The 19,449-nt window shown below is 72.1% G+C and carries 18 protein-coding genes; 13 read left to right on the top strand and 5 right to left on the bottom strand.

Annotated features, from left to right (window positions below):
• The first annotated feature begins 194 nt into the window (after positions 1-194).
• The 6 genes from AB7F12_RS01630 to AB7F12_RS01605 all read left to right on the top strand — a co-directional run bounded on the left by AB7F12_RS01630 (position 195) and on the right by AB7F12_RS01605 (position 7,751).
• A complete protein-coding gene (locus tag AB7F12_RS01630; protein ID WP_428497146.1) occupies positions 195-2,018 on the top strand; it encodes a phosphoenolpyruvate carboxykinase (GTP) in 1,824 nt (607 codons plus the stop codon).
• Positions 2,019-2,165: 147 nt separating this feature from the next.
• Positions 2,166-2,459, top strand: coding sequence for a DUF3311 domain-containing protein (locus AB7F12_RS01625; protein WP_428497145.1), 294 nt, complete (start codon positions 2,166-2,168; stop codon positions 2,457-2,459).
• On the top strand, positions 2,456-4,147 hold the full coding sequence (mctP, locus tag AB7F12_RS01620; RefSeq protein WP_428497144.1) for a monocarboxylate uptake permease MctP: 1,692 nt from the start codon (positions 2,456-2,458) through the stop codon (positions 4,145-4,147). Before AB7F12_RS01625 ends, mctP begins: the two co-directional genes overlap by 4 nt.
• Positions 4,148-4,502: 355 nt before the next feature.
• Positions 4,503-6,392, top strand: coding sequence for a hypothetical protein (locus AB7F12_RS01615; protein WP_428497143.1), 1,890 nt, complete (start codon positions 4,503-4,505; stop codon positions 6,390-6,392).
• 51 nt (positions 6,393-6,443) lie between these two features.
• A complete protein-coding gene (locus AB7F12_RS01610) occupies positions 6,444-7,028 on the top strand; it encodes a peroxidase-related enzyme (RefSeq protein ID WP_428497142.1) in 585 nt (194 codons plus the stop codon).
• Between the two features lie 246 nt (positions 7,029-7,274).
• Positions 7,275-7,751, top strand: a complete 477-nt coding sequence (locus AB7F12_RS01605; protein ID WP_428497141.1) for a hypothetical protein — start codon at positions 7,275-7,277, stop codon at positions 7,749-7,751.
• A gap of 47 nt (positions 7,752-7,798) precedes the next feature.
• On the opposite strand, the gene AB7F12_RS01600 is transcribed toward AB7F12_RS01605, so the two are convergent.
• From AB7F12_RS01600 to AB7F12_RS01590, 3 genes are read right to left on the bottom strand one after another with little or no spacing between them, the layout of a single operon-like run.
• Positions 7,799-8,560, bottom strand: a complete 762-nt coding sequence (locus tag AB7F12_RS01600; RefSeq protein WP_428497140.1) for an amino acid ABC transporter ATP-binding protein — start codon at positions 8,558-8,560, stop codon at positions 7,799-7,801.
• Positions 8,557-9,465 (bottom strand): amino acid ABC transporter permease, encoded by a 909-nt coding sequence (locus tag AB7F12_RS01595; protein WP_428497139.1) that lies wholly within the window; start codon positions 9,463-9,465, stop codon positions 8,557-8,559. Before AB7F12_RS01595 ends, AB7F12_RS01600 begins: the two co-directional genes overlap by 4 nt.
• 2 nt (positions 9,466-9,467) lie before the next feature.
• Positions 9,468-10,388 carry an ABC transporter substrate-binding protein gene (locus AB7F12_RS01590; protein ID WP_428497138.1) on the bottom strand — a complete coding sequence of 307 codons (921 nt, stop codon included), beginning with the start codon at positions 10,386-10,388 and terminating at the stop codon, positions 9,468-9,470.
• A gap of 202 nt (positions 10,389-10,590) precedes the next feature.
• Between AB7F12_RS01590 and AB7F12_RS01585 the strand changes: the two genes are divergently transcribed.
• The 5 genes from AB7F12_RS01585 to AB7F12_RS01565 all read left to right on the top strand — a co-directional run bounded on the left by AB7F12_RS01585 (position 10,591) and on the right by AB7F12_RS01565 (position 15,308).
• A complete protein-coding gene (locus AB7F12_RS01585) occupies positions 10,591-10,806 on the top strand; it encodes an antitoxin (RefSeq protein ID WP_428497137.1) in 216 nt (71 codons plus the stop codon).
• A gap of 244 nt (positions 10,807-11,050) precedes the next feature.
• A complete protein-coding gene (pdhA, locus tag AB7F12_RS01580) occupies positions 11,051-12,262 on the top strand; it encodes a pyruvate dehydrogenase (acetyl-transferring) E1 component subunit alpha (RefSeq protein WP_428497136.1) in 1,212 nt (403 codons plus the stop codon).
• A 1-nt stretch (position 12,263) separates the two neighbouring features.
• Positions 12,264-13,238 carry an alpha-ketoacid dehydrogenase subunit beta gene (locus AB7F12_RS01575; protein ID WP_428497135.1) on the top strand — a complete coding sequence of 325 codons (975 nt, stop codon included), beginning with the start codon at positions 12,264-12,266 and terminating at the stop codon, positions 13,236-13,238.
• Positions 13,239-13,261: 23 nt separating this feature from the next.
• Positions 13,262-14,644, top strand: coding sequence for a dihydrolipoamide acetyltransferase family protein (locus AB7F12_RS01570; protein ID WP_428497161.1), 1,383 nt, complete (start codon positions 13,262-13,264; stop codon positions 14,642-14,644).
• 70 nt (positions 14,645-14,714) lie between these two features.
• Positions 14,715-15,308 carry an FxsA family protein gene (locus AB7F12_RS01565; RefSeq protein ID WP_428497134.1) on the top strand — a complete coding sequence of 198 codons (594 nt, stop codon included), beginning with the start codon at positions 14,715-14,717 and terminating at the stop codon, positions 15,306-15,308.
• A gap of 418 nt (positions 15,309-15,726) precedes the next feature.
• Here the strand turns inward: AB7F12_RS01565 and AB7F12_RS01560 are convergent, their stop codons facing one another.
• Both AB7F12_RS01560 and AB7F12_RS01555 read right to left on the bottom strand, forming a co-directional pair.
• The gene (locus AB7F12_RS01560; protein ID WP_428497133.1) at positions 15,727-16,266 is read right to left on the bottom strand and encodes an Rv1733c family protein; all 540 of its coding nucleotides are present in this window, start codon (positions 16,264-16,266) and stop codon (positions 15,727-15,729) included.
• Between the two features lie 12 nt (positions 16,267-16,278).
• The gene (locus AB7F12_RS01555; RefSeq protein WP_428497132.1) at positions 16,279-16,908 is read right to left on the bottom strand and encodes an SIMPL domain-containing protein; all 630 of its coding nucleotides are present in this window, start codon (positions 16,906-16,908) and stop codon (positions 16,279-16,281) included.
• A gap of 208 nt (positions 16,909-17,116) precedes the next feature.
• On the opposite strand from AB7F12_RS01555, the gene AB7F12_RS01550 reads away from it, so the two are divergent.
• Both AB7F12_RS01550 and AB7F12_RS01545 read left to right on the top strand, forming a co-directional pair.
• Positions 17,117-18,307 carry an AAA family ATPase gene (locus AB7F12_RS01550; RefSeq protein WP_428497131.1) on the top strand — a complete coding sequence of 397 codons (1,191 nt, stop codon included), beginning with the start codon at positions 17,117-17,119 and terminating at the stop codon, positions 18,305-18,307.
• 748 nt (positions 18,308-19,055) lie between these two features.
• Positions 19,056-19,376, top strand: coding sequence for a GroES family chaperonin (locus tag AB7F12_RS01545; RefSeq protein WP_428497130.1), 321 nt, complete (start codon positions 19,056-19,058; stop codon positions 19,374-19,376).
• The last annotated feature ends 73 nt before the right edge of the window (positions 19,377-19,449 follow it).

Genomic DNA, 19,449 nt, shown 5'->3' with positions numbered 1-19,449 from the left:
CGTTGGTCTCTGAATCGATTACCTGATCGGTCTTGTGAGCCGGTCGACAGGTCACTCGTAGGAGTGGAACACGGTTTTCCGGGTAACCTCCATTGTCATCTTCCTGCGCCACACCCGGCCTTCACCGGACGGGTGGGCGTTGGCATTCCCAGGGTCGGGTGGTTGGCCTGACCAGGCAGGAGAGCTCACACCAGATGACCACTGCAGCCGTTCGAGGTATCGACGCAGCTCCGACGACGAACGCCCAGCTGATCGACTGGGTCCGGGAGATCGCCGATCTGACGGGCCCGGACGAGGTCGTCTGGTGCGATGGTTCCGACGCCGAGTGGGACCGCATGACGAGCCGCCTGGTCGAGGCCGGCACGTTCGTGAAACTGAACGAGAAGAAGAAACCGAACTCCTTCCTCGCCGTCTCCGATCCCGATGACGTCGCCCGCGTCGAGGAGCGCACCTTCATCTGCACCGCCGACGAGACCGGCGCGGGCCCGACCAACAACTGGGTCGACCCGGCCGAGATGAAGTCGACGATGTCGGAGCTCTACCGCGGCTGCATGCGGGGCCGCACGATGTACGTCATCCCGTTCTGCATGGGCCCGCTCGACGCCAACCCGCCGATGCTCGGCGTGGAGATCACCGACTCCGAGTACGTGGTCGCGTCCATGAAGATCATGACGCGCATGGGTGCCGACGTCGTCAAGCTCCTCGACGCGCGCGGTGGCGAGTACGTGAAGTGCCTGCACTCCGTCGGCGCGCCGCTGGAGGAGGGCGCCGCCGACGTCGCGTGGCCCTGCAACGACACGAAGTACATCAGCCACTTCCCCGAGACCCGCGAGATCTGGAGCTACGGCTCGGGCTACGGCGGCAACGCGCTGCTGGGCAAGAAGTGCTACGCGCTGCGCATCGCGTCGGCCATCGCGCACGACGAGGGCTGGCTCGCCGAGCACATGCTGATCCTCAAGCTGATCAGCCCCGAGGACAAGGTGCACTACGTCGCGGCCGCGTTCCCGTCGGCGTGCGGCAAGACGAACCTCGCGATGCTGCAGCCGACCATCCCGGGCTGGCGTGCCGAGACCGTCGGCGACGACATCGCGTGGATGCGCTTCGGTGAGGACGGCCGGCTCTACGCCGTCAACCCCGAGTTCGGCTTCTTCGGCGTCGCGCCGGGCACCAACTGGAAGACCAACCCGAACGCGATGCGCACCATCGAGCAGGGCAACTCCTTGTTCACCAACGTCGCGCTGACCGACGACGGCGACGTGTGGTGGGAAGGCCTCGAAGGCGACCCGCAGCACCTCACCTCCTGGACCGGCGACAGCTGGACCCCGGAGTCGGCGAAGCCGGCCGCGCACGCCAACTCCCGCTACACGACGCCGATCAGCCAGTGCCCGGTCGTCGCGCCGGAGTGGGAGGACCCCAACGGCGTCCCGATCTCGGCGATCCTGTTCGGCGGTCGCCGCAAGACGACGGTCCCGCTGGTCAGCGAGTCGCGCGACTGGCAGCACGGCACCTTCATGGGCGCCACCATGTCCAGCGAGATGACCGCGGCCGCCAAGGGTGGGCTCGGCCAGGTCCGTCGCGACCCGATGGCGATGCTGCCGTTCCTGGGCTACAACGTCGGCGACTACTTCCAGCACTGGATCAACGTCGGCAAGGGCGCGGACGCCGACAAGCTGCCGAAGATCTTCTACGTGAACTGGTTCCGCCGCGGCGACGAGGGCCAGTTCCTGTGGCCCGGCTTCGGCGAGAACAGCCGGGTCCTGAAGTGGGCCATCGAGCGCATCGAGGGCACGGCCGCCGCGGAGGAGACCGCGATCGGCTACGTCCCGACGCCCGAGGCGCTCGACCTCGAGGGCCTCGACGCCCCGCTCGCCGACATCGAGGCAGCCCTGACCGTCGACGTCGAGGAGTGGAAGGCCGAGCTCCCGCTCATCGAGGAGTGGTTCGCCAAGGTCGGCGACAACCTGCCGACGTCGATGCGTGACGAGCTGGAGGCCCTGCGCCTGCGCCTCGGCGCCTGATCGACCCGCAGTCCCCGGCGGCCCGTCGCACCCCTCGTGGGGCGGCGGGCCGCTGTCGTGTCCGGCGTGTGCCGGCTGCGCGATGCGTGCGGTGCCGCGTGGTCTTACGATCCCGCAGTTCGTCGGATCGAGGGGAGGCGCGCACCGATGCCGGAGACGACGCCGCGGGAGCCGCGAGGCGGTGGCGAGCAGACAGGGCTGCGTTTCAGCGCGTGGAACCTGCTGCTGCTCGTGCCGCTGTTGATGCTGGTCACGCCGTGGTTCAACAAGACGGACCCCAAGTTCCTGGGGATGCCGTTCTTCTACTGGATCCAGTTCGTGTGGGTGTTCGTCGGCGTCATCTGCGTCGCGATCGTCTTCCGGATGACACGTGACGAGCCGGTGACCCACGGCGCCGACCACCTCGGCATCGACGACCTCGACGAGAGGGACGCCCGATGATCGACTGGCTCGAGCTCATCGTCTTCCTCGTCCTGTTCCTGCTGGTGACCGTGATGGGCTTCATGGCCGCGCGCTGGCAGCGCGGCGGCGACCTGGGGCATCTCGACGAGTGGGGCCTGGGCGGGCGCAAGTTCGGCTCGTGGATCACCTGGTTCCTCGTCGGCGGCGACCTCTACACCGCGTACACCTTCGTCGCGGTCCCGGCGCTGCTGTTCAGCTCCGGCGCGCTCGGCTTCTACGCGCTCCCGTACACCGTCGTGCTCTACCCACTGGTGTTCCTGCCGGTACTGCGTCTGTGGTCGGTCTCGCGGGTGCACGGCTACGTGACGCCCGCCGACTTCGTGCGCGGCCGCTACGGCAGCTCGCTGCTGGCGCTGATCGTCGCCGTCACCGGCATCGTCGCGACGATGCCCTACATCGCACTGCAGCTCGTCGGCCTGGAGGCCGTGCTGCGCACGATGGGGATCAACGCGTCGGGGTTCCTGGGCCACCTGCCGCTGCTGATCGCGTTCGTCATCCTCGCCCTCTACACCTACCAGTCGGGGCTGCGGGCGCCGGCGCTGATCGCGTTCGTCAAGGACATCCTGATCTACGTCGTCATCCTGGTGGCCGTGTTCTACCTGCCGGCCAAGCTGGGCGGGTGGTCGGCGATCTTCTCGGCGGCCGAGCAGAAGATGGCGCAGCCGAGCGCGACGAGCGGGGGCAAGCCGCAGGGCTCGATCCTGCTGACGGCCAACAACCAGCTGCAGTACATCACCCTGGCGCTGGGCTCGGCGCTCGCGCTGTTCCTCTACCCGCACTCGCTCACCGGCGTGCTGGCGTCGCGGGGGCGGAAGGTCCTCAAGCGCAACATGGTCGCGTTGCCGGCGTACTCGTTCCTGCTGGGGCTGCTCGCGCTGCTCGGCTACGTCGCCATCGCGGCGGGGGTCAAGCCCATCACCAACAACGCGACCGGCCGGCCGGACACGAACACGATCATCCCGGCGCTGTTCGACTCGCAGTTCGGGTCGCTGTTCGCGGGCATCGCGTTCGCGGCCATCGGCATCGGCGCCCTGGTGCCGGCGGCGATCATGTCGATCGCGGCGGCGAACCTGTGGACGCGCAACATCTACAAGGAGTACCTGCACAAGGGGGCGACGCCGGGTCAGGAGGCGCGGCAGGCCAAGCTGGCGTCGCTCGTGGTGAAGTTCGGCGCGGTGGCCTTCATCCTGTTCGTCGACCCGCAGTTCTCCATCGACCTGCAGCTCATCGGCGGCGTGATCATCCTGCAGACGCTGCCGTCGGTGGCGATCGCGCTGTACACGCGTTGGCTGCACCGCTGGGCGCTGGTGGCGGGCTGGATCGTCGGCATGGGCTACGGGATGTACCTGCTGTACCTGATCCCGAACCCGGCCAGCGGGAAGCTGCACTTCGGCGGCTCCGCGCTGACCCTGGACAAGCTCACGGTGTTCGGCTGGCATCCCTTCGCCGGTTCGGCGGTGCAGATCTACGTCGGCTTCGTGGCGCTGGTGGTCAACCTCGTGGTCGCGGTCGTCGTCAGCCTCGTGCTGCGTGCGGGGCAGGTGCCCAACGGCCCCGACCAGACCGACCCGGCCGACTACCACGCCGACGAGGACTCGCCGCGGCTCAAGCCCGTCGCCGACGCGCTGGCGGGCGCCCCGGGCGCGAAGGTCGTCCCGGGCGACTGAGCGTCGGGCAGCGGGACCGTCGGGCACCGGACCGTGGCCGACGGACCGGAAGGGTGTCACCCGCGGTGGCACCCTTCCGGTCGTTCCGGGGCGAATCGCCGGCCGCAGGCCCCTGACCGCTCGGCGCAGCCGTGACGACGGAAAGTGCATCGCCTTACGACGCGCGGATGAAGAGCCACTCACACGAGCGACCGAATCGGGACCTAGGGCCTCCCGTCCAGCGCAGAGAGTTACCTCTCAACGGCGGAACGTTGCAGATTTACACGATCGGGGTGGAACATTGCCGGATTCTGCGCGATACATCCTGTGACCGTCGCCGAGCCCGCGGCCGCGGCTTCAGGTGGAGGTGACACTGGTGCTGGACGTCGGACCCTCGAGCTCGTTCGAGGTGGACGCACACCTGGCCACGTTCGTCGACCGGCTCGCCGGCGACAGCGTCGCCGGCCCGGCTGACGCCGCGCGCCGCCGCATCCACGCCTCGATCACCGCCGGCAGCGTCCCACCCGGCCTGCGCCGCCTCGCCGAGGCCCTCGCCGCCTCCGCGGGCGACGGACCGCCCCAGCCCCGCCACCCCGCCGAGGACCCCGACACCGTCGCCGACGCCCTGCGCGGCAACACCCTGATCGTCCTCGACGAGTTCGACACCGACGCCGTCGTGTCCGCATTGGCCGCGCTGGTCCGCGACGGCCGCCGCGTCGCCGTGACCGCGGCCGACCGGGCCGAGCTCACCGGCCTGCGCGACGCGCTCACCCCGGCCGTCATGCGCTCCTGCGTCGACGCGCTGCCCATGATGTCCACCGCCGACCAGCGGGAGCTGCGCCGCCTGCTGGCCACCGCCACTCCGGAGCGCAGGGCCCGCCGCGGCACCCAGCTCCCCCCGGCCGAGAGCTTCCCTACCGTCGCCGACGTCGCCGATCTGTGCGCCCGCGCCGCCGGCACCGTCGCAGGTGCCGACCGGCTGCTCGTCGACCTGTTGTCACGCATGGACCCCGACCGCCGCGCCGCCGTCACCGACGCCGCCCGCCGCGTCGAGGCCACCCTCTCCGCGCTCGGCCCGCGCGTCCCCGGCCACTGGACGTGGTCGCTGCTGTCCCACCTCGTCCACAACACCCACGCCGGCGTGTTCGGAGCGCTCCTCGAGCAGGTGGGCCAGGCCGTCGTCGCCGACGAGCGTGCCCGGGCGTACCCGCCGGTCACCGTGCACGGCTCGCTCGGTCCCGCGGGGATCGACGCGTTGCGCCGGTACGCCGAGTTCCTCGGCGGCGGCGGCCGCAACCGCGCCTACTTCCGGTCCCAGGCCCAGCGCGACGTGCAACCCGTGCTGCGGCAGGTCGTCGTCGGCGGCCACCCGGCCGAGTCGGTCGACGACATCTACGCCGCTCTCACCCATGTCGAGCTGGCCGAGCGGTTGCTCGCCATCGACACGTCGTGCCGGCAGGCCGGCGTGCCCGCCCCGCGCAGCGCCGCCGACCTCGCCGAGCTCACCGCCACGCTGCACCGCATCGGCGACGCGGCCCGCGCCGTCGGCGACCTCCGCCACGACGTGCTGTTCATCCACCCCAACTCGCCCGTCTCGGTGCCCGACCTCGACAGCGCCCAGCACGTCGCGGCGACGATCCTCGACTACGACGCCCACGGCTCCGCCGACGAGGCCGGACGCCGCCTGGAGGAGGCGGCGCACCTGGTCGGGCTGCTCACCCCGCACACGCGCATGGCGCCCGAGCACACCCGGGCCGTGGAGGCCCTGCGCGCCCACGACAGCGAGGCCTACGCCGCCGCGCTCGACGAGCTGTCCGCCGCCCGCCGGCTCGCCGACCAGGAGAACCGCTGCGTCGCGCTGCTCGACCGGTTGCGTCGCGACGCCCCGCGCGTCGCCGAGGCGTGGGAGGCCGCGGGAGCCGAGCGGTCCAGCGCCTACGGCATCGCCTGGTTCGTCGAGGCCGACCGGCTGATGTCGGCGCTGCCCGGGGAGGACACCGTCGACGTCGTGCTGCTGCTCGGTGCCGCCGACCTCGGGGTCGACCGGCTGCTGCTCACTGCCGCCGCCCCACGGCTCGCCGCGGTCGTCGCGCCCGGGGTGCGTCAGGCCGACGGGCCGACGCTGCTCGGCGTCCTGCGCCGGGCGTCCGCGCTGGTCGTCCCCGGGCGGGTCGAGCCGCCCGCGCCGACAGCGCAGGTCGTGCACCTGTCGGCGGCGAGCCGGGCACGTCAGGCCGCCGGATCGGCGCGTCAGGACCCCGCCTGATCCATCTCACACCGACCCCGCGGGCGGGGCCGGCGGGATACGGTCCCCGGTATGACCGACACACGGCCGGTGAGCCGCTTCGGCGCCGTAGAACTCGAGGACATGCCTGACGACCTGCGGGAACGCATCGGCGCCGTCGCCGAGAAGTCCGGCTTCGTCCCCAACGTGTTCAAGGCGCTCGCCCGCCGCCCACGCGAGCTGCGCGCGTTCCTCGATTACCACGACGCGCTCATGGACAGCAACGACGGACTGACGAAGGCCGAGCGGGAGCTGGTCGTCGTCGCGACGTCCGGGGCCAACAGCTGCACGTACTGCGTCGTCGCGCACGGGGCGATCCTGCGGCTGCGCACGAAGGACCCCGAGATCGCCGACCGCGTCGCGACGAACCCCTACGGTGTCGAGCTCAGCCCCCGCGAGCGGGCCATCGTCGACCTCGCGCTGATCATCGCCACGGAGTCGGCGTCGCTCACCGAGGCGGAGCTCGACGACGCGCGCGCCGCCGGCCTCACCGAGGACGAGATCTGGGACGTCGGCGCCATCACCGCGCTGTTCGCGATGTCGAACCGGCTCGCGCACCTGACGGCGCTCCGCCCCAACGAGGAGTTCTTCCTGATGGGACGCACGCCGCGGTCCTGACGTGGCACCGACGTCGGAGGTCGACAACCCGCCCCCGCGCGTGCCGGCCGGCCCCCGCGGCCGCGGGTCGTTTCCGGGCCCGGTCGCGAGCCTCTGACGACGCGGTTCGCGTCGGCCGCGAGGCACGACCGGATGCGACCGCGGCCGGGACGGCTGCGAATTGCCGGCGAGGCCGGCCCGGGCCTGTGTCGGGCGCCATCATGGTCGCGCGCCTCGCGATGGGCGCCTGTCAGGTGGGAGAACGTCATGGTGCGTCGTGGTCCGGAGGCCGCCGGGCAGGTGTGGCCCCTGGCCGGGGTGTGGCGGGTGTGGCTCTGGTCGTCGGCGGCGATCTTCGTGCTCTTCCTCGTCGCCGGGCTCGGAATCGCCGTCGTCGCGGTCGTGGCCGCGGTCGGGACACCGTCGGGCCTGATCCTGCTCCTGCCCGCGGCGGTCCTGCTCGCCGTCGGCGCGGCCATGGGATGGCAGCTGTGGCACATCGCGACCACGGTGTCCGTGGGAGCGAGCGGCACCGTCGTGATCCGGCGCCCGATGGGCGAGCTGCGCACCGACGCCCACGCCGTCCAACGGGTGCGCCCCTCCGCTCTCGTGTCGGGGCGCAACACGCCCACCGTCGTCGAGACCCCGGACGGATGGGCCTACCTGGTTCGTGCTCGGACGGAGAAGGAGGCGATGGTCGGAGCGATCCGCGCGTTCAACCCGGCCCTCCGCGTCGAGATCTGAGCGACGACGCCACGGCCGGGCCCGCCACGGACGCACCGGCGACCTCGTCAGAGGACCTTCGACAGGAACGCGCGCGTCCGTTCGTGCCGCGGGGCCGACAGCACCTCCCGCGGCGCGCCCTCCTCGACGATCACACCCTCGTCCATGAAGACGAGGCTGTCCCCGACCTCCCGGGCGAACCCCATCTCGTGGGTGACGACGAGCATCGTCATGCCGTCGCGGGCCAGGCCGCGCATGACGTCGAGCACCTCCCCGACCAGCTCCGGGTCGAGCGCCGAGGTGGGCTCGTCGAAGAGCATGAGCCGCGGCTGCATGGCCAGCGCCCGGGCGATCGCGACGCGCTGCTGCTGGCCGCCCGAGAGCTGCCCGGGGTAGGCGTCGCGGCGCGCGGACAGCCCGACCCGGTCCAGCAGCTCGTCGGCGGCCTTCCGGGCGGCCCCGCGCCCGGTGCCCAGCACCGTCCGCGGCGCCTCCATCACGTTCTCGGCCGCCGTCATGTGCGGGAACAGGTTGAACCGCTGGAACACCATCCCGATGTCGCGGCGCTGCCGCGCCACCTCGGACTCCCGCAGCTCGTGCAGCTTGCCGCCGGCCTCGCGGTAGCCGATCAGCTTCCCGTCGACGCGCATGCGGCCGGCGTCGATGCGCTCCAGGTGGTTGACGCAGCGCAGCAACGTCGACTTCCCGGAGCCGGAGGGGCCGATCACGCAGCAGACCTCGCCGGGCTGGACCACCAGGTCGACACCGCGCAACACCTCGGTGCGCCCGAACGACTTGTGGATTCCGGCGGCCTCCACCATCGGGGTCATTTCGTGCCCGCCCGTGACAGCAGCCGGCTCCCCGGCCGGTCCGGCACGAACCCGCGCCCGTAGCGGCGTTCCACGAAACCCTGCCCGATCGTCAGCAGCGACGTCAGCACCAGGTACCAGAACGCCGCCACGATCAGCAGCGGGATGACCTGGAAGTTCTGGTTGGAGATGCGCTGCGCCGACGTCAGCAGCTCGAAGTAGCCGATCACCACGACCAGCGACGTCGTCTTCAACATGGAGATCGTCTCGTTGCCCGTCGGCGGCACGATCACCCGCATCGCCTGGGGCAGCACGATGCGCCGCAACGCCTGCGACCGCGTCATCCCCAGCGCACCCGCCGCCTCGGCCTGGCCGCGGTCGACCGACAGCAGCCCGCCGCGCACGATCTCGGCCATGTACGCGGCCTCGTTGAGCCCCAGGCCCAGCAGGCACGCCGCGAACTGGGTGATCAGCACGTTGGTGTCGACGGAGACGAACTCCGGCCCGAACGGGATGCCCAGCGACAGCCTCGGGTACAGCGCGGACAGGAAGTTCCAGAACAGCAGCTGCGCGATGAGCGGGGTGCCGCGGAACAGCCAGATGTAGGTCGCCGCCGTGCCGCTCACGATCGGGTTCGGCGACTGGCGCATCACGGCCAGCCCGATCCCGCCGACGATGCCGATCAGCATCGACAGCACCGTCAGCACCAGGGTGTTGCGCAGCCCGTTCAGGATGGGCGCGGAGAACAGGTACTGCCCGACGACGTCCCAGCCGAACCGCTCGTTCGTGAGGACGGTGTGCACGAGCATCGCCGCCAGCACGGCCAGGACCGCGACGGCCACCCAGCGCCCGGGGTGCCGCACGGGAACGGCCTCGATCTCCTGCCGCTCCCGCCCGGGCTCCGCGGCCCCGGCCTGGTCGGTCACGCTCAGCTCCGGACCTCGGCCGTCGGGATCGCGCCGTCGCTGGTGCCCCACTTGTCCAGGATCTTCGCGTAGGTGCCGTCCGCGATCAACGCCTGCACCGCCTGCTGCACGGCCTGCGGGTACTGGCCCTGACCCTTGTTGACGACGACGCCGTACGGCGCGGTGTCGTAGGCCTGCCCGACGACCTCCAGCTGGTCGCCGGTCGTCTTCACCGCGTAGGCGATGACCGGCGAGTCGGCCAGCATTCCGACGATGCGGTTCGACGTCAGTGCCAGCGTCACGTCGGTCTGCTGCTGCAGCTCCGTCGACGCGATCGCGGGCTTGCCCGCGTCGGTGCAGGTCTTGCTGCGCGCGGCGATGTCGTCGACCTGGACCGTGCCGGCCTGGACGCCGATCGCCTTGCCGCACAGGTCGTCGATGGCGAGCCCGTCCGGGTTGCCCTTGCGGGTGGCCAGGCTCGTGCCCGCGCTGAAGTAGCTGACCATGTCGACGAGCTTCAGCCGCTCGTCGTTGATCGTGAACGACGACATCGCCATCTCGTACTTGCCGCCCTGGATTCCCGGGATGATCCCGGGGAACGCGGCGTTCTGGAACTCCGGCGTCAGCCCGAACTTCTGCGCGATCGCCGTGCCCAGGTCGACGTCCATCCCGACGATCGTCGTACCGTCGGGCCCGACGAACTCGTTCGGCGGGTACGAGGCGTCCACCCCGAACACCAGCTTGCCGTCCGCGGTGATCGAGGCCGGGACCATCGCGGCCAGCGCGGCGTCCTTCGCCGCCGGCGGGATCGCCGCGGCCGCGGACGTCGGTGCGCTGCCGGCGCCCCCGCCGCCCGATCCGTCGCCGCCCGATCCGCACGCCCCGAGCGTGGCGGCCAGTGCGACGGCGGTCAGGGCGGAGAGCAGGTGTGTACGGCGAGTCACGGGCACCTCCAGGTGTCCTCGATCGGGGTACGCCGGATCGTGCCACCGCGCTCCGCTCGTGGCAGCGCGTGCCGCTCGGTCGTCACAAGACCGTTGCCCGCAGGTCGCAGGGAGGTTCGCCCGTCCGGCCGACGGGTACGGGAACGGGACGGGCGGATCGGACGTTCCACAGACGACGGACGCCCGAACGAGGAGGAACACGATGGGGCTGATCAAGAAGCTCGCCGTGCTCGGCGGCGCTGCCGAGGTCGCGCGCCGGTACGCCCAGAAGAACCCGGACAAGGCCGGGCGCTACGTCGACCAGGCCGCCGAGTTCGTCGACAAGCAGACGAAGGGCAAGTACAAGGGCCAGATCAGCGGCGCCGCGGGCAAGGTGAAGGGGGTCGCCGGCATCAACCGGCCCGGCCACGGGGTCTGACCGACCCCACCCACGCGGGTCCACGTCCCGCGGCGGCCCGACGGCCGCTGCGGGACCTTGCGCGTTCCCCACAATCCACCAGCCGATCTTGTGGACGAGGCGCTGCCGCTCCCCGCGGCGGCGTGCCAGGATCGGGGAACCAGCATCGTCGAGTGCCGGGTCGCCCGCCCCACCCGGGCGGGTCCCGGTGCCGTCCCGGTCGCCGCCACGAGCGGGCCGGGTCGGGGTACGCGAGGAGGCACCCGTGTCCGTCTCTGATCCACAGGCCTGGAACCCGGCCGATCCCCGGTCCCGGCCCAACCGCGAGCAGGTGCTCGCCGGGCTGCGCGGCACCGACGCCGGCGGCCCCGAGCTCGTCCAGCTGCTCACCCCCGAAGGTGAGCGCGTCGCCGACGAGCGGTTCGACGGCCATGCCGCCGACGTCGACGCCGAGACGCTGAAGTCGCTCTACCGCGACATGGTCCTGGTCCGCCGGGCCGACCGCGAGGGCAACGCGTTGCAGCGCCAGGGCCAGCTCGGCATCTGGGTCCCGCTGCTCGGCCAGGAGGCCGCCCAGATCGGCGCCGGCCGCGCACTGCTGCCCACCGACATGGCCTTCCCCAGCTACCGCGAGCACGGCGTCGCCTGGTGCCGCGGCATCGACCCGACCGACCTGCTCGGCATCTTCCGCGGCACCGACCACGGCAGCTGGGACCCGCTGGAGAAGCGGTTCCACCTGTACACGATCGTCATCGGCAACCAGTGCCTCAACGCCACCGGCTACGCCATGGGCCAGCGCTTCGAGGGTCGCGTCGGCAACGGCTCCGACGCCCCCGAGAACGCCCCCGACGAGGCCACCATGTGCTTCTTCGGTGACGGCGCCACCTCGCAGGGCGACGTCCACGAGGGCTTCGTGTGGGCCGCCGCCTACGACGCGCCGGTCGTCTTCTACTGCCAGAACAACCAGTGGGCCATCTCCGTGCCGCTGGAACGCCAGACCCGCGTCCCCCTCTACGAACGCGCCCGCGGCTACGGCTTCCCGGGCGTACGCGTCGACGGCAACGACGTCATCGCCTGCCTCGCCGTGTCGCGCTGGGCGCTCGAGGAGTGCCGCAGCGGCAACGGGCCCGTCCTCATCGAGGCCTACACCTACCGGATGGACGCCCACACCACCTCCGACGACCCGAGCCGCTACCGGCTGGCCGACGAGCTGGAGCTGTGGAAGCTTAAGGACCCCATCGAGCGGGTGCGGGTCAACCTGGTCCGCGAACATGGCGTCGACCAGGCGTTCTTCGACAGCGTCGCCGCCGAGGCCGACGAGCTGGCCGCCCGCCTGCGGGAGTTCTGCCTGAACATGCCCGACCCGGCGCCCGACCGGATGTTCACCGAGGTCTACGCCGAACCGTCGCCGCTGGTGGAGGCGCAGCGCGAGGAGTTCCTCGCCTACCATGCGTCCTTCTCCACAGAGGAGGCCTGACATGGCCGTCCTGACGATGGCAAAGGCCCTCAACGACGGGCTCCGTAAGGCCATGGAGGCCGACCCGCGCGTGCTGGTGATGGGTGAGGACGTCGGCAAGCTCGGCGGCGTCTTCCGCATCACCGACGGCCTGCAGAAGGACTTCGGTGAGCAGCGTGTCCTCGACACCCCCCTCTCCGAGTCCGGGATCATCGGCACGGCCGTCGGCCTCGCGATCCGCGGCTTCCGCCCCGTGTGCGAGATCCAGTTCGACGGCTTCGTCTTCCCCGGCTACGACCAGATCGTCTCCCAGCTGGCCAAGGTGCATTTCCGCTCGCAGGGCAAGGTGCCCATGCCGGTCGTCGTGCGCATCCCGTTCGGCGGCGGAATCGGCGCGGTCGAGCACCACAGCGAGTCCCCGGAGTCGCTGTTCGCGCACGTGGCGGGCCTCAAGGTCGTCGCCTGCTCCAACCCGAACGACGCCTACTGGATGATCCAGCAGGCCATCTCCAGCAACGACCCGGTCATCTTCTTCGAGCCCAAGCGGCGCTACTGGGAGAAGGCGGAGGTCGATGTCGAGACGGCGCCGCCGCCGCTGCTGCGCTCGCGGGTGCTGCGCGAGGGCACCGACGTCACCGTCGCCACCTACGGCCCGTCGGTGCGGACGTGCCTCGACGCCGCCGTCGCCGCCGAGTCCGACGGCACGTCGCTCGAGGTCGTCGACCTGCGCACGCTGTCGCCGCTCGACCTCGACCCGGTGTTCGAGTCCGTCCGCCGGACCGGTCGGCTCGTCGTCGTCTCCGAGGCGCCGCCGGAGTCCTCGGTGACCTCCGAGATCGCCGCCCGCGTCCAGCAGGAGTGCTTCCACTCGCTGGAGGCGCCGGTCCTGCGCGTCACCGGGTTCGACACGCCCTACCCGCCCTCGAAGTGCGAGGACGACTACCTGCCCGACCTCGACCGTGTGCTCGACGCCGTCGACCGCTCGAAGGCCTGGTGAGCCCGGTGCGTCGTGAGTTCCGGATGCCCGACGTCGGCGAGGGGCTGACCGAGGCCGAGATCGTCACCTGGCGGGTCGCGCCCGGCGACACCGTCACCGTCAACCAGATCATCGCCGAGATCGAGACGGCCAAGGCCGTCGTCGAGCTGCCGTCCCCGTACGCGGGAACGGTCGGCGAGCTGCTGGCCGAGCCGGGCGTGACCGTCGAGGTCGGCAGCCCCATCATCACGATCGACACGGCCGAGGCCGACGCGCCCGCCGCTGCTCCCGCCGCGTCGGGAGAGGGTGGCGCGAAGATCGGTGAGGCGGGTGCCGACGGGCGGATCGCCACGCTGGTCGGGTACGGCCCGCGGCAGGGCACCGTGTCGCGTCGCCCGCGCCGCGGCGCCGCGGCGGCCGCCACCGCTCCGGCCGCTCTCGCCGACGCCGCTGCCGCGCCCACCGAGGTCGCGCCGCCCGCGCCGGTCGAGCCGTCGCCGGCCGCGCCCGCATCCGTCGGCGGTCCCGCGCCGACGCCCGCCACCGGGCCGTGGGGCGACCTCGTCCCGCTGGCCAAGCCACCCGTCCGCAAACTGGCCCGCGACCTCGGCGTCGACCTGCGGCAGGTCACCGGCTCCGGTGCCGGGGGCGTCATCACCCGGGAGGACGTCCGGTCGTTCACCGCTCCCGCCTCGCCGGAGCCCGCGGTGGCGGTGCCGGCCGTCGGGCGCGAGGACCGGCGCGAGGCCATCCGCGGCGTCCGCAAGGCCACCGCCGCGGCGATGGTGTCGTCGGCGTTCACCGCGCCGCACGTCACCGAGTTCCTGTCCGTCGACGTCACCGCGACCATGGACCTGCGGGACCGGCTCCGCGGCGGCCGCGAGTTCCGCGACGTCAAGCTGACGCCGCTCGCGTTCGTCGCCAAGGCGGTGTGCCTCGCCGCGAAGCGCACTCCGTCGATCAACGCCACCTGGGACGCCGACGCCGGCGAGATCGTCTACCACGGCGCGATGCACCTGGGGATCGCCGCCGCGACCCCGCGCGGGCTCATCGTCCCCAAGATCCGTGACGCCGACCTGCTCGACCTGCGCGGACTCGCGGACGGGCTCGCCGGGCTCACCGCGACCGCACGGTCGGGGAGGACGCCGCCGGCCGACCTCGTCGGCGGCACCTTCACCATCACCAACGTCGGGGTGTTCGGCGTCGACACCGGGACGCCGATCATCAACCCGGGCGAGGCCGCGATCCTGGCCGTGGGCGCCATCAAGCCGATGCCGTGGGTCGTCGACGGCGAGCTCGCGGTCCGGACGGTGTGCCAGCTGTCGCTCTCGTTCGACCACCGGCTCGTCGACGGTGAGCAGGGATCCCGGTTCCTCGCCGACGTCGGCGCCCTGATGGAGGACCCGGGAGTCGCCCTCACCTGGTGACGTGACGCACCGTGGCGAGGTCGTTACCGGAATCCGGGCACGCGAACGGCGTCCCGGTCGTTGGACGGGTATGCCGTACGTGCTGCTGTACCTCGTCGTCGAGATCGTCGCTCTCGTCGCGCTGGGCTCGTGGATCGGCGTGGGCGCGACGCTGCTCGTCCTGCTCGCCGGGTCCGTCCTCGGGCTGCTGCTCGCACGCCGCGAAGGCGTCCGCGCCGCACAGGCGTTCAGCGCGGCACTGCGCGAACGCCGGGTCGCGCACGCAGAGCTGACCGACGGGGTTCTCGTCGCGGCCGCCGGCGTGCTGCTCTTCGTCCCCGGCCTGGTCACCGACCTCGCCGGCCTGCTGCTGCTCGTCCCGCCGGTGCGCAAGCTGGTGCGCAACCGGCTGGTGCGGGCGGCCGAGCGGGCCAACCCGGGCCTGCAGCGCGCGCGCATCTACAGCGACGGCCCCGTCGTCGACGGTGACGTCGTCGACGACACCGCCGGCGATGTCACCGACCGTGACGGTGACAGGCCGGGCTGGGCGTCGGTGCGGACCCTCCCGCGTCCGTCCGCGGCCGACGACACGACGATCGTGGACGGGGAGGTCGTGGAGTCGCACGACGAGCTCCCGAAGTCCGCTCCCGACAATTCCCGCTCACGCGGAGAACGCGCGAGCTGACCGCGGACATTCGCGCCGGCCGGTCTCGGGGGACACGGCCGGCGCGAATTCGCGAATCAGGTCAACGGTCCGACACGAAGGCGGCCGGGACGGGAACCTCGGCCTGCGCCGCATGCGCCACGCCGAGTGCCGTGCCGCTGAGCAGCAGCAGGCCCACAGCGCCCGCGAGCAGCGCGCGAACCGTGCGGACCGGGCCGCGGCGACCCCCACGGTCGTTCGGTCGAAGGCGCAGGGACGGGCCCGATGAACGGCGGAGACGGTGGCGTGCACGGCTGTGGCTCATTCGAAATCGCACCCCCCTGACCGGTCCTGAGGACGAACCCCCGGAAACGGCATGCAGCGATTAGGCCGTTCGAGTGTCCATCGTTAGGACGTCGAATAGCCAGCCGCCACGCGTTCTTCACCCGAACGGGATCCGTCAGGAAATTCGGCCGCTCCACAGCGGTTCGACCCGCGCCCATTCGCGGTCCCACCGGTCACTGTCGGTCTCGTCGAGCCGCATACGCACCGTGATCGTGATCAGGAAGACGACGGCCCACGCCACGAGGACCCACGCGACGGCCAGCACGATCCCCACGTTCCGGGCGACCTCCGGCGAGCTGGGCGGCTCCCCCACGCCGCCGCGCCGGTCGACCCACAGCTGCATCGTCGCCTCGGCGGGCGCACCGATCGCGACGGGCAGCACCGCCGTGTGCACGCTCCCGTCCGGAGCGGAGTAGCGGACGAGGCGCGACATCGTCATCGCCGGCCCGGCCGGGTCGGGCAGTGCCGTCGGCGCGTCGGGCTCCAGCACCACCGCCGTCACCGGGGTGAGCCGCTCGGCGGCATCCACCGAACGGCTCCTCTCCCAACCGTGAGCCAGCAGGCCGACGGGCAGCGCGAGGACCAGCACGAGCACGACGAGAGTCGCGACGGTCCGGCGAAGGCGGGCGCGGGCCCGATCGGTGGCGCGTTCCACGGTGGCCCCTGCTCAGCCGGCGAGAACGAGTGCCCAGGTGGTCGTGCACTGGGCCGTGACGCGGACGGGTTCCGGTTCGAGCCCCAGCTCGGTGACGTCGACGGGCCCGCGGGCCCCCACGTCCATCGCCGCGGCCCGCATCAGTATCGGGCCGCCGCCGTGGTCGGGTGCCTCGGTGAGCTTCTCGAGCGCGCCGAGCGAACCGCCGAGGGCGTCGGCGTACCCCTCCGCGCGCCTGCGGGCGTCGGCCACCGCCTCGCGCTGGGCGACGACGAGCGCCGCGGCCTGGTCGTCGAGCAGCCAGCGCGGGCCGTTGAACGACGCCGGCTCGGCGGCCAGCACGGTGCCCAGCACGTTCTCGAGGACCTCCAGGTCGGTGACCCGGAGCTGGATGCTCTCCGTGGCCCGGGCCCCGGACTGCTTGCCGCGCCGCCACTCGGCGCCGACGTGCAGGCTCCGGCTGCGCACCTCCACTCCGGCGTGCGTGAACACCGGTTCGGCGGCGGCGACCGCCCGGCCGAGGTCGCGCACCGCGCTCGCCCGGTCCCTGCCGGTCGCGGTGAACGACACGTCGATCTCTGCCCGGTCGGCGAGCTGCTCGTGCCAGCCCGTCCCCACCGTCACGATCTGCGGATCACCCACGGCTCAAGTTAACCGGATCCCGGCGTATCGCGGTGTCTAGTGGATCCGTGAGAAAGCCCTCGACGGCGCGATCGGGCGGTCGATCGCCCCGTATCGGGCTCTCTCCGGCAGAGACTAGAAACGCGTAGACGAGTCGATCGACGACACGCGATCGCGTTCGATAGCGAAATCTAGGGTCCGGCCAAGACGCCCGGATACCGTCCGATCCATGGACCCCGTCCGCAACCCCTTCGCACCCGGAGCCGGCCAACGACCGCCCGAGCTCGCCGGTCGCGACAAGGAGGTGGACGCCTTCGAGATCGTCCTGGAACGCGTCGCCCGCGGCCGCCCCGAACGCAGCCTCGTCCTCACCGGACTCCGCGGCGTCGGCAAGACCGTCCTCCTCGGCGAACTCCGCTCCATGGCCGTCCGCGCCGGCTGGGGCGCCGGCAAGATCGAGGCCCGCCCCGACGCCGACCTCCGCCGACCCCTCTCCGCCGCCCTGCACCGCGCCATCCGCGACCTCGCCGTGCGCCACCGCAACCCCGAACGCGTCGACGAGGTCCTCGGCGTCCTCAAGGCCTTCGCCCTGCGCGCCTCCCCCGACGGGGCCAAGCTCCGCGAACGCTGGCAGCCCGGCATCGACGTCCCCGTCAAGAACGGCCGCGCCGACTCCGGCGACATCGAGATCGACCTCGTCGAACTGTTCACCGAGGTCGCCGAGCTCGCCGCCGACGTCGGCACCGGCGTCGCGCTGTTCATCGACGAGATGCAGGACCTGCGACCCGACGACGTCTCCGCCCTCTGCGCCGCCTGCCACGAACTGTCCCAGTCCCGGGCCCCGCTCGTCGTCGTCGGCGCCGGACTGCCGCACCTGCCCGCCGTCCTGTCCGCGTCCAAGTCGTACTCCGAGCGCCTCTTCACCTACAGCCGCATCGGCCGCCTCCACCGCGCCGACGCCGACACCGCCCTCCTCGCGCCCGCCCGCCGCGAGGACGCCGCCTTCGACGGCGACGCCCTCGACTCGCTCTACGAACGCTCCGGCGGCTACCCCTACTTCATCCAGGCCTACGGCAAGGCCGCCTGGGACGCCGCGCCCACCAACCCGATCAGCGGCCGCGACGTCACCGTCGCCGCACCCGAGGCCGAGGCCGAGCTCGCCGTCGGCTTCTTCGGCTCCCGCTTCGAACGCGCCACCCCCGCCGAACGCGAGTACCTCCGCGCGATGGCCGAACTGTCCGACGGCCGCGACGAACCCGTCGTCACATCCGGGATCGCCGAGCACCTCTCCCGGCGCGCCTCCTCGCTCTCCCCCGCCCGCGACAGCCTCCTCAAGAAGGGGCTCGTCTTCTCCGCCCAGCGCGGCCAGATCGCCTTCACCGTCCCGCATTTCGGCCGCTATCTGCTGACCCAAACCTGAGAGCCCACTGCTCCGTACGAGTGATTCGCTGATCTCCGCCGGAGCGGTGTAACACCGGGGCCCGTCGAACCGACTCCCTGTACAGCCCCGTGGTGCTGTCGGACCCCCGACCTGGCAGCCCCGCGGGGTTCTCATTTCTCAGGTTCGCCCGTCGACACACGTCCTGCAGGCGAGGACGCGTGGGGCGGGGACGCGCCTGCCCGTGTCCTGCCCCGCCGTCCGGGAACGGACCGTGGGACGTGGCGGCCGGGGGCGAGCCGTCGCGTCGTCCGGGGGTCGTGCCGGGGGCCGGGGTCACCGCGGGTCGACCGGAGCCGGTGTGTGATGCCCGGGGCGCGGATGCGCCGGTCCCGCGGTCGCGCGTCGTGCGTGGTCGGTCGACATCGTCCGAGGGCCGGTCGGCGACCGAGGACCCCGCGGATCGACCGGGAACGTGCGCGTGTCCGGGGCGGCGCGGTGGGCGCCCCGCTCGCCGGGACGGCGGATCGGCGTCCGGTCGCGCCGGGCGCGCATCGACCGGAGAAGCCACGCCGCGCCCCGCGAACAGCGAGGCGGCGTGCCCGCGCGACAGCAGGCACGAGCGGGGGCGGGCGCCGGAGCCCGATCGGCCGCGTCGACGGGTCCACCCGCGCCGGGCCAGGGGGCGGAACACGTCGGCGCGACGTCCTCGGCACGCACATCGCCCGGAAGGTCGCCGACGCCGGATCCCGGACGGTGGCCACACAGCGTGACCCGTAGCATCTGCCCGGTGCCGGACCCACGCCTCGAGATCCAGATGCTCCACGATCGGGTGCTGGTCCGCATCCTCGAGGGCTCCGGCGAGCGGCGGAGCTCCGCGGGCATCGTCATCCCCGCCACGGCCCAGGTCGCCAAACGGCTCGTCTGGGGCGAGGTGTTCGGGGTGGGGCAGAACGCCCGCTCGGTCAAGGTGGGCGACCACGTCCTGCTCAACCCCGACGAACAGTACGAGGTCGAGGTGCAGGGTTCGACGTACCTGATCCTGCGCGAACGCGACCTGCATGCCGTCGCCGCCGAGCGTGCCGAGCACGGAACCGGGCTCTATCTGTGACGACCCGGCCCTGAGCGCCGGCCTGCTGTAACCGGACGACCCCCGCCCGCGGGGGTGGAGTAGTGGATGTCCC

The sequence above is a fragment of the Pseudonocardia sp. genome (assembly GCF_050250275.1).
In the GTDB taxonomy this organism is placed as follows: domain Bacteria; phylum Actinomycetota; class Actinomycetes; order Mycobacteriales; family Pseudonocardiaceae; genus Pseudonocardia.
This window is presented reverse-complemented; position numbering and strand designations above follow the sequence as displayed.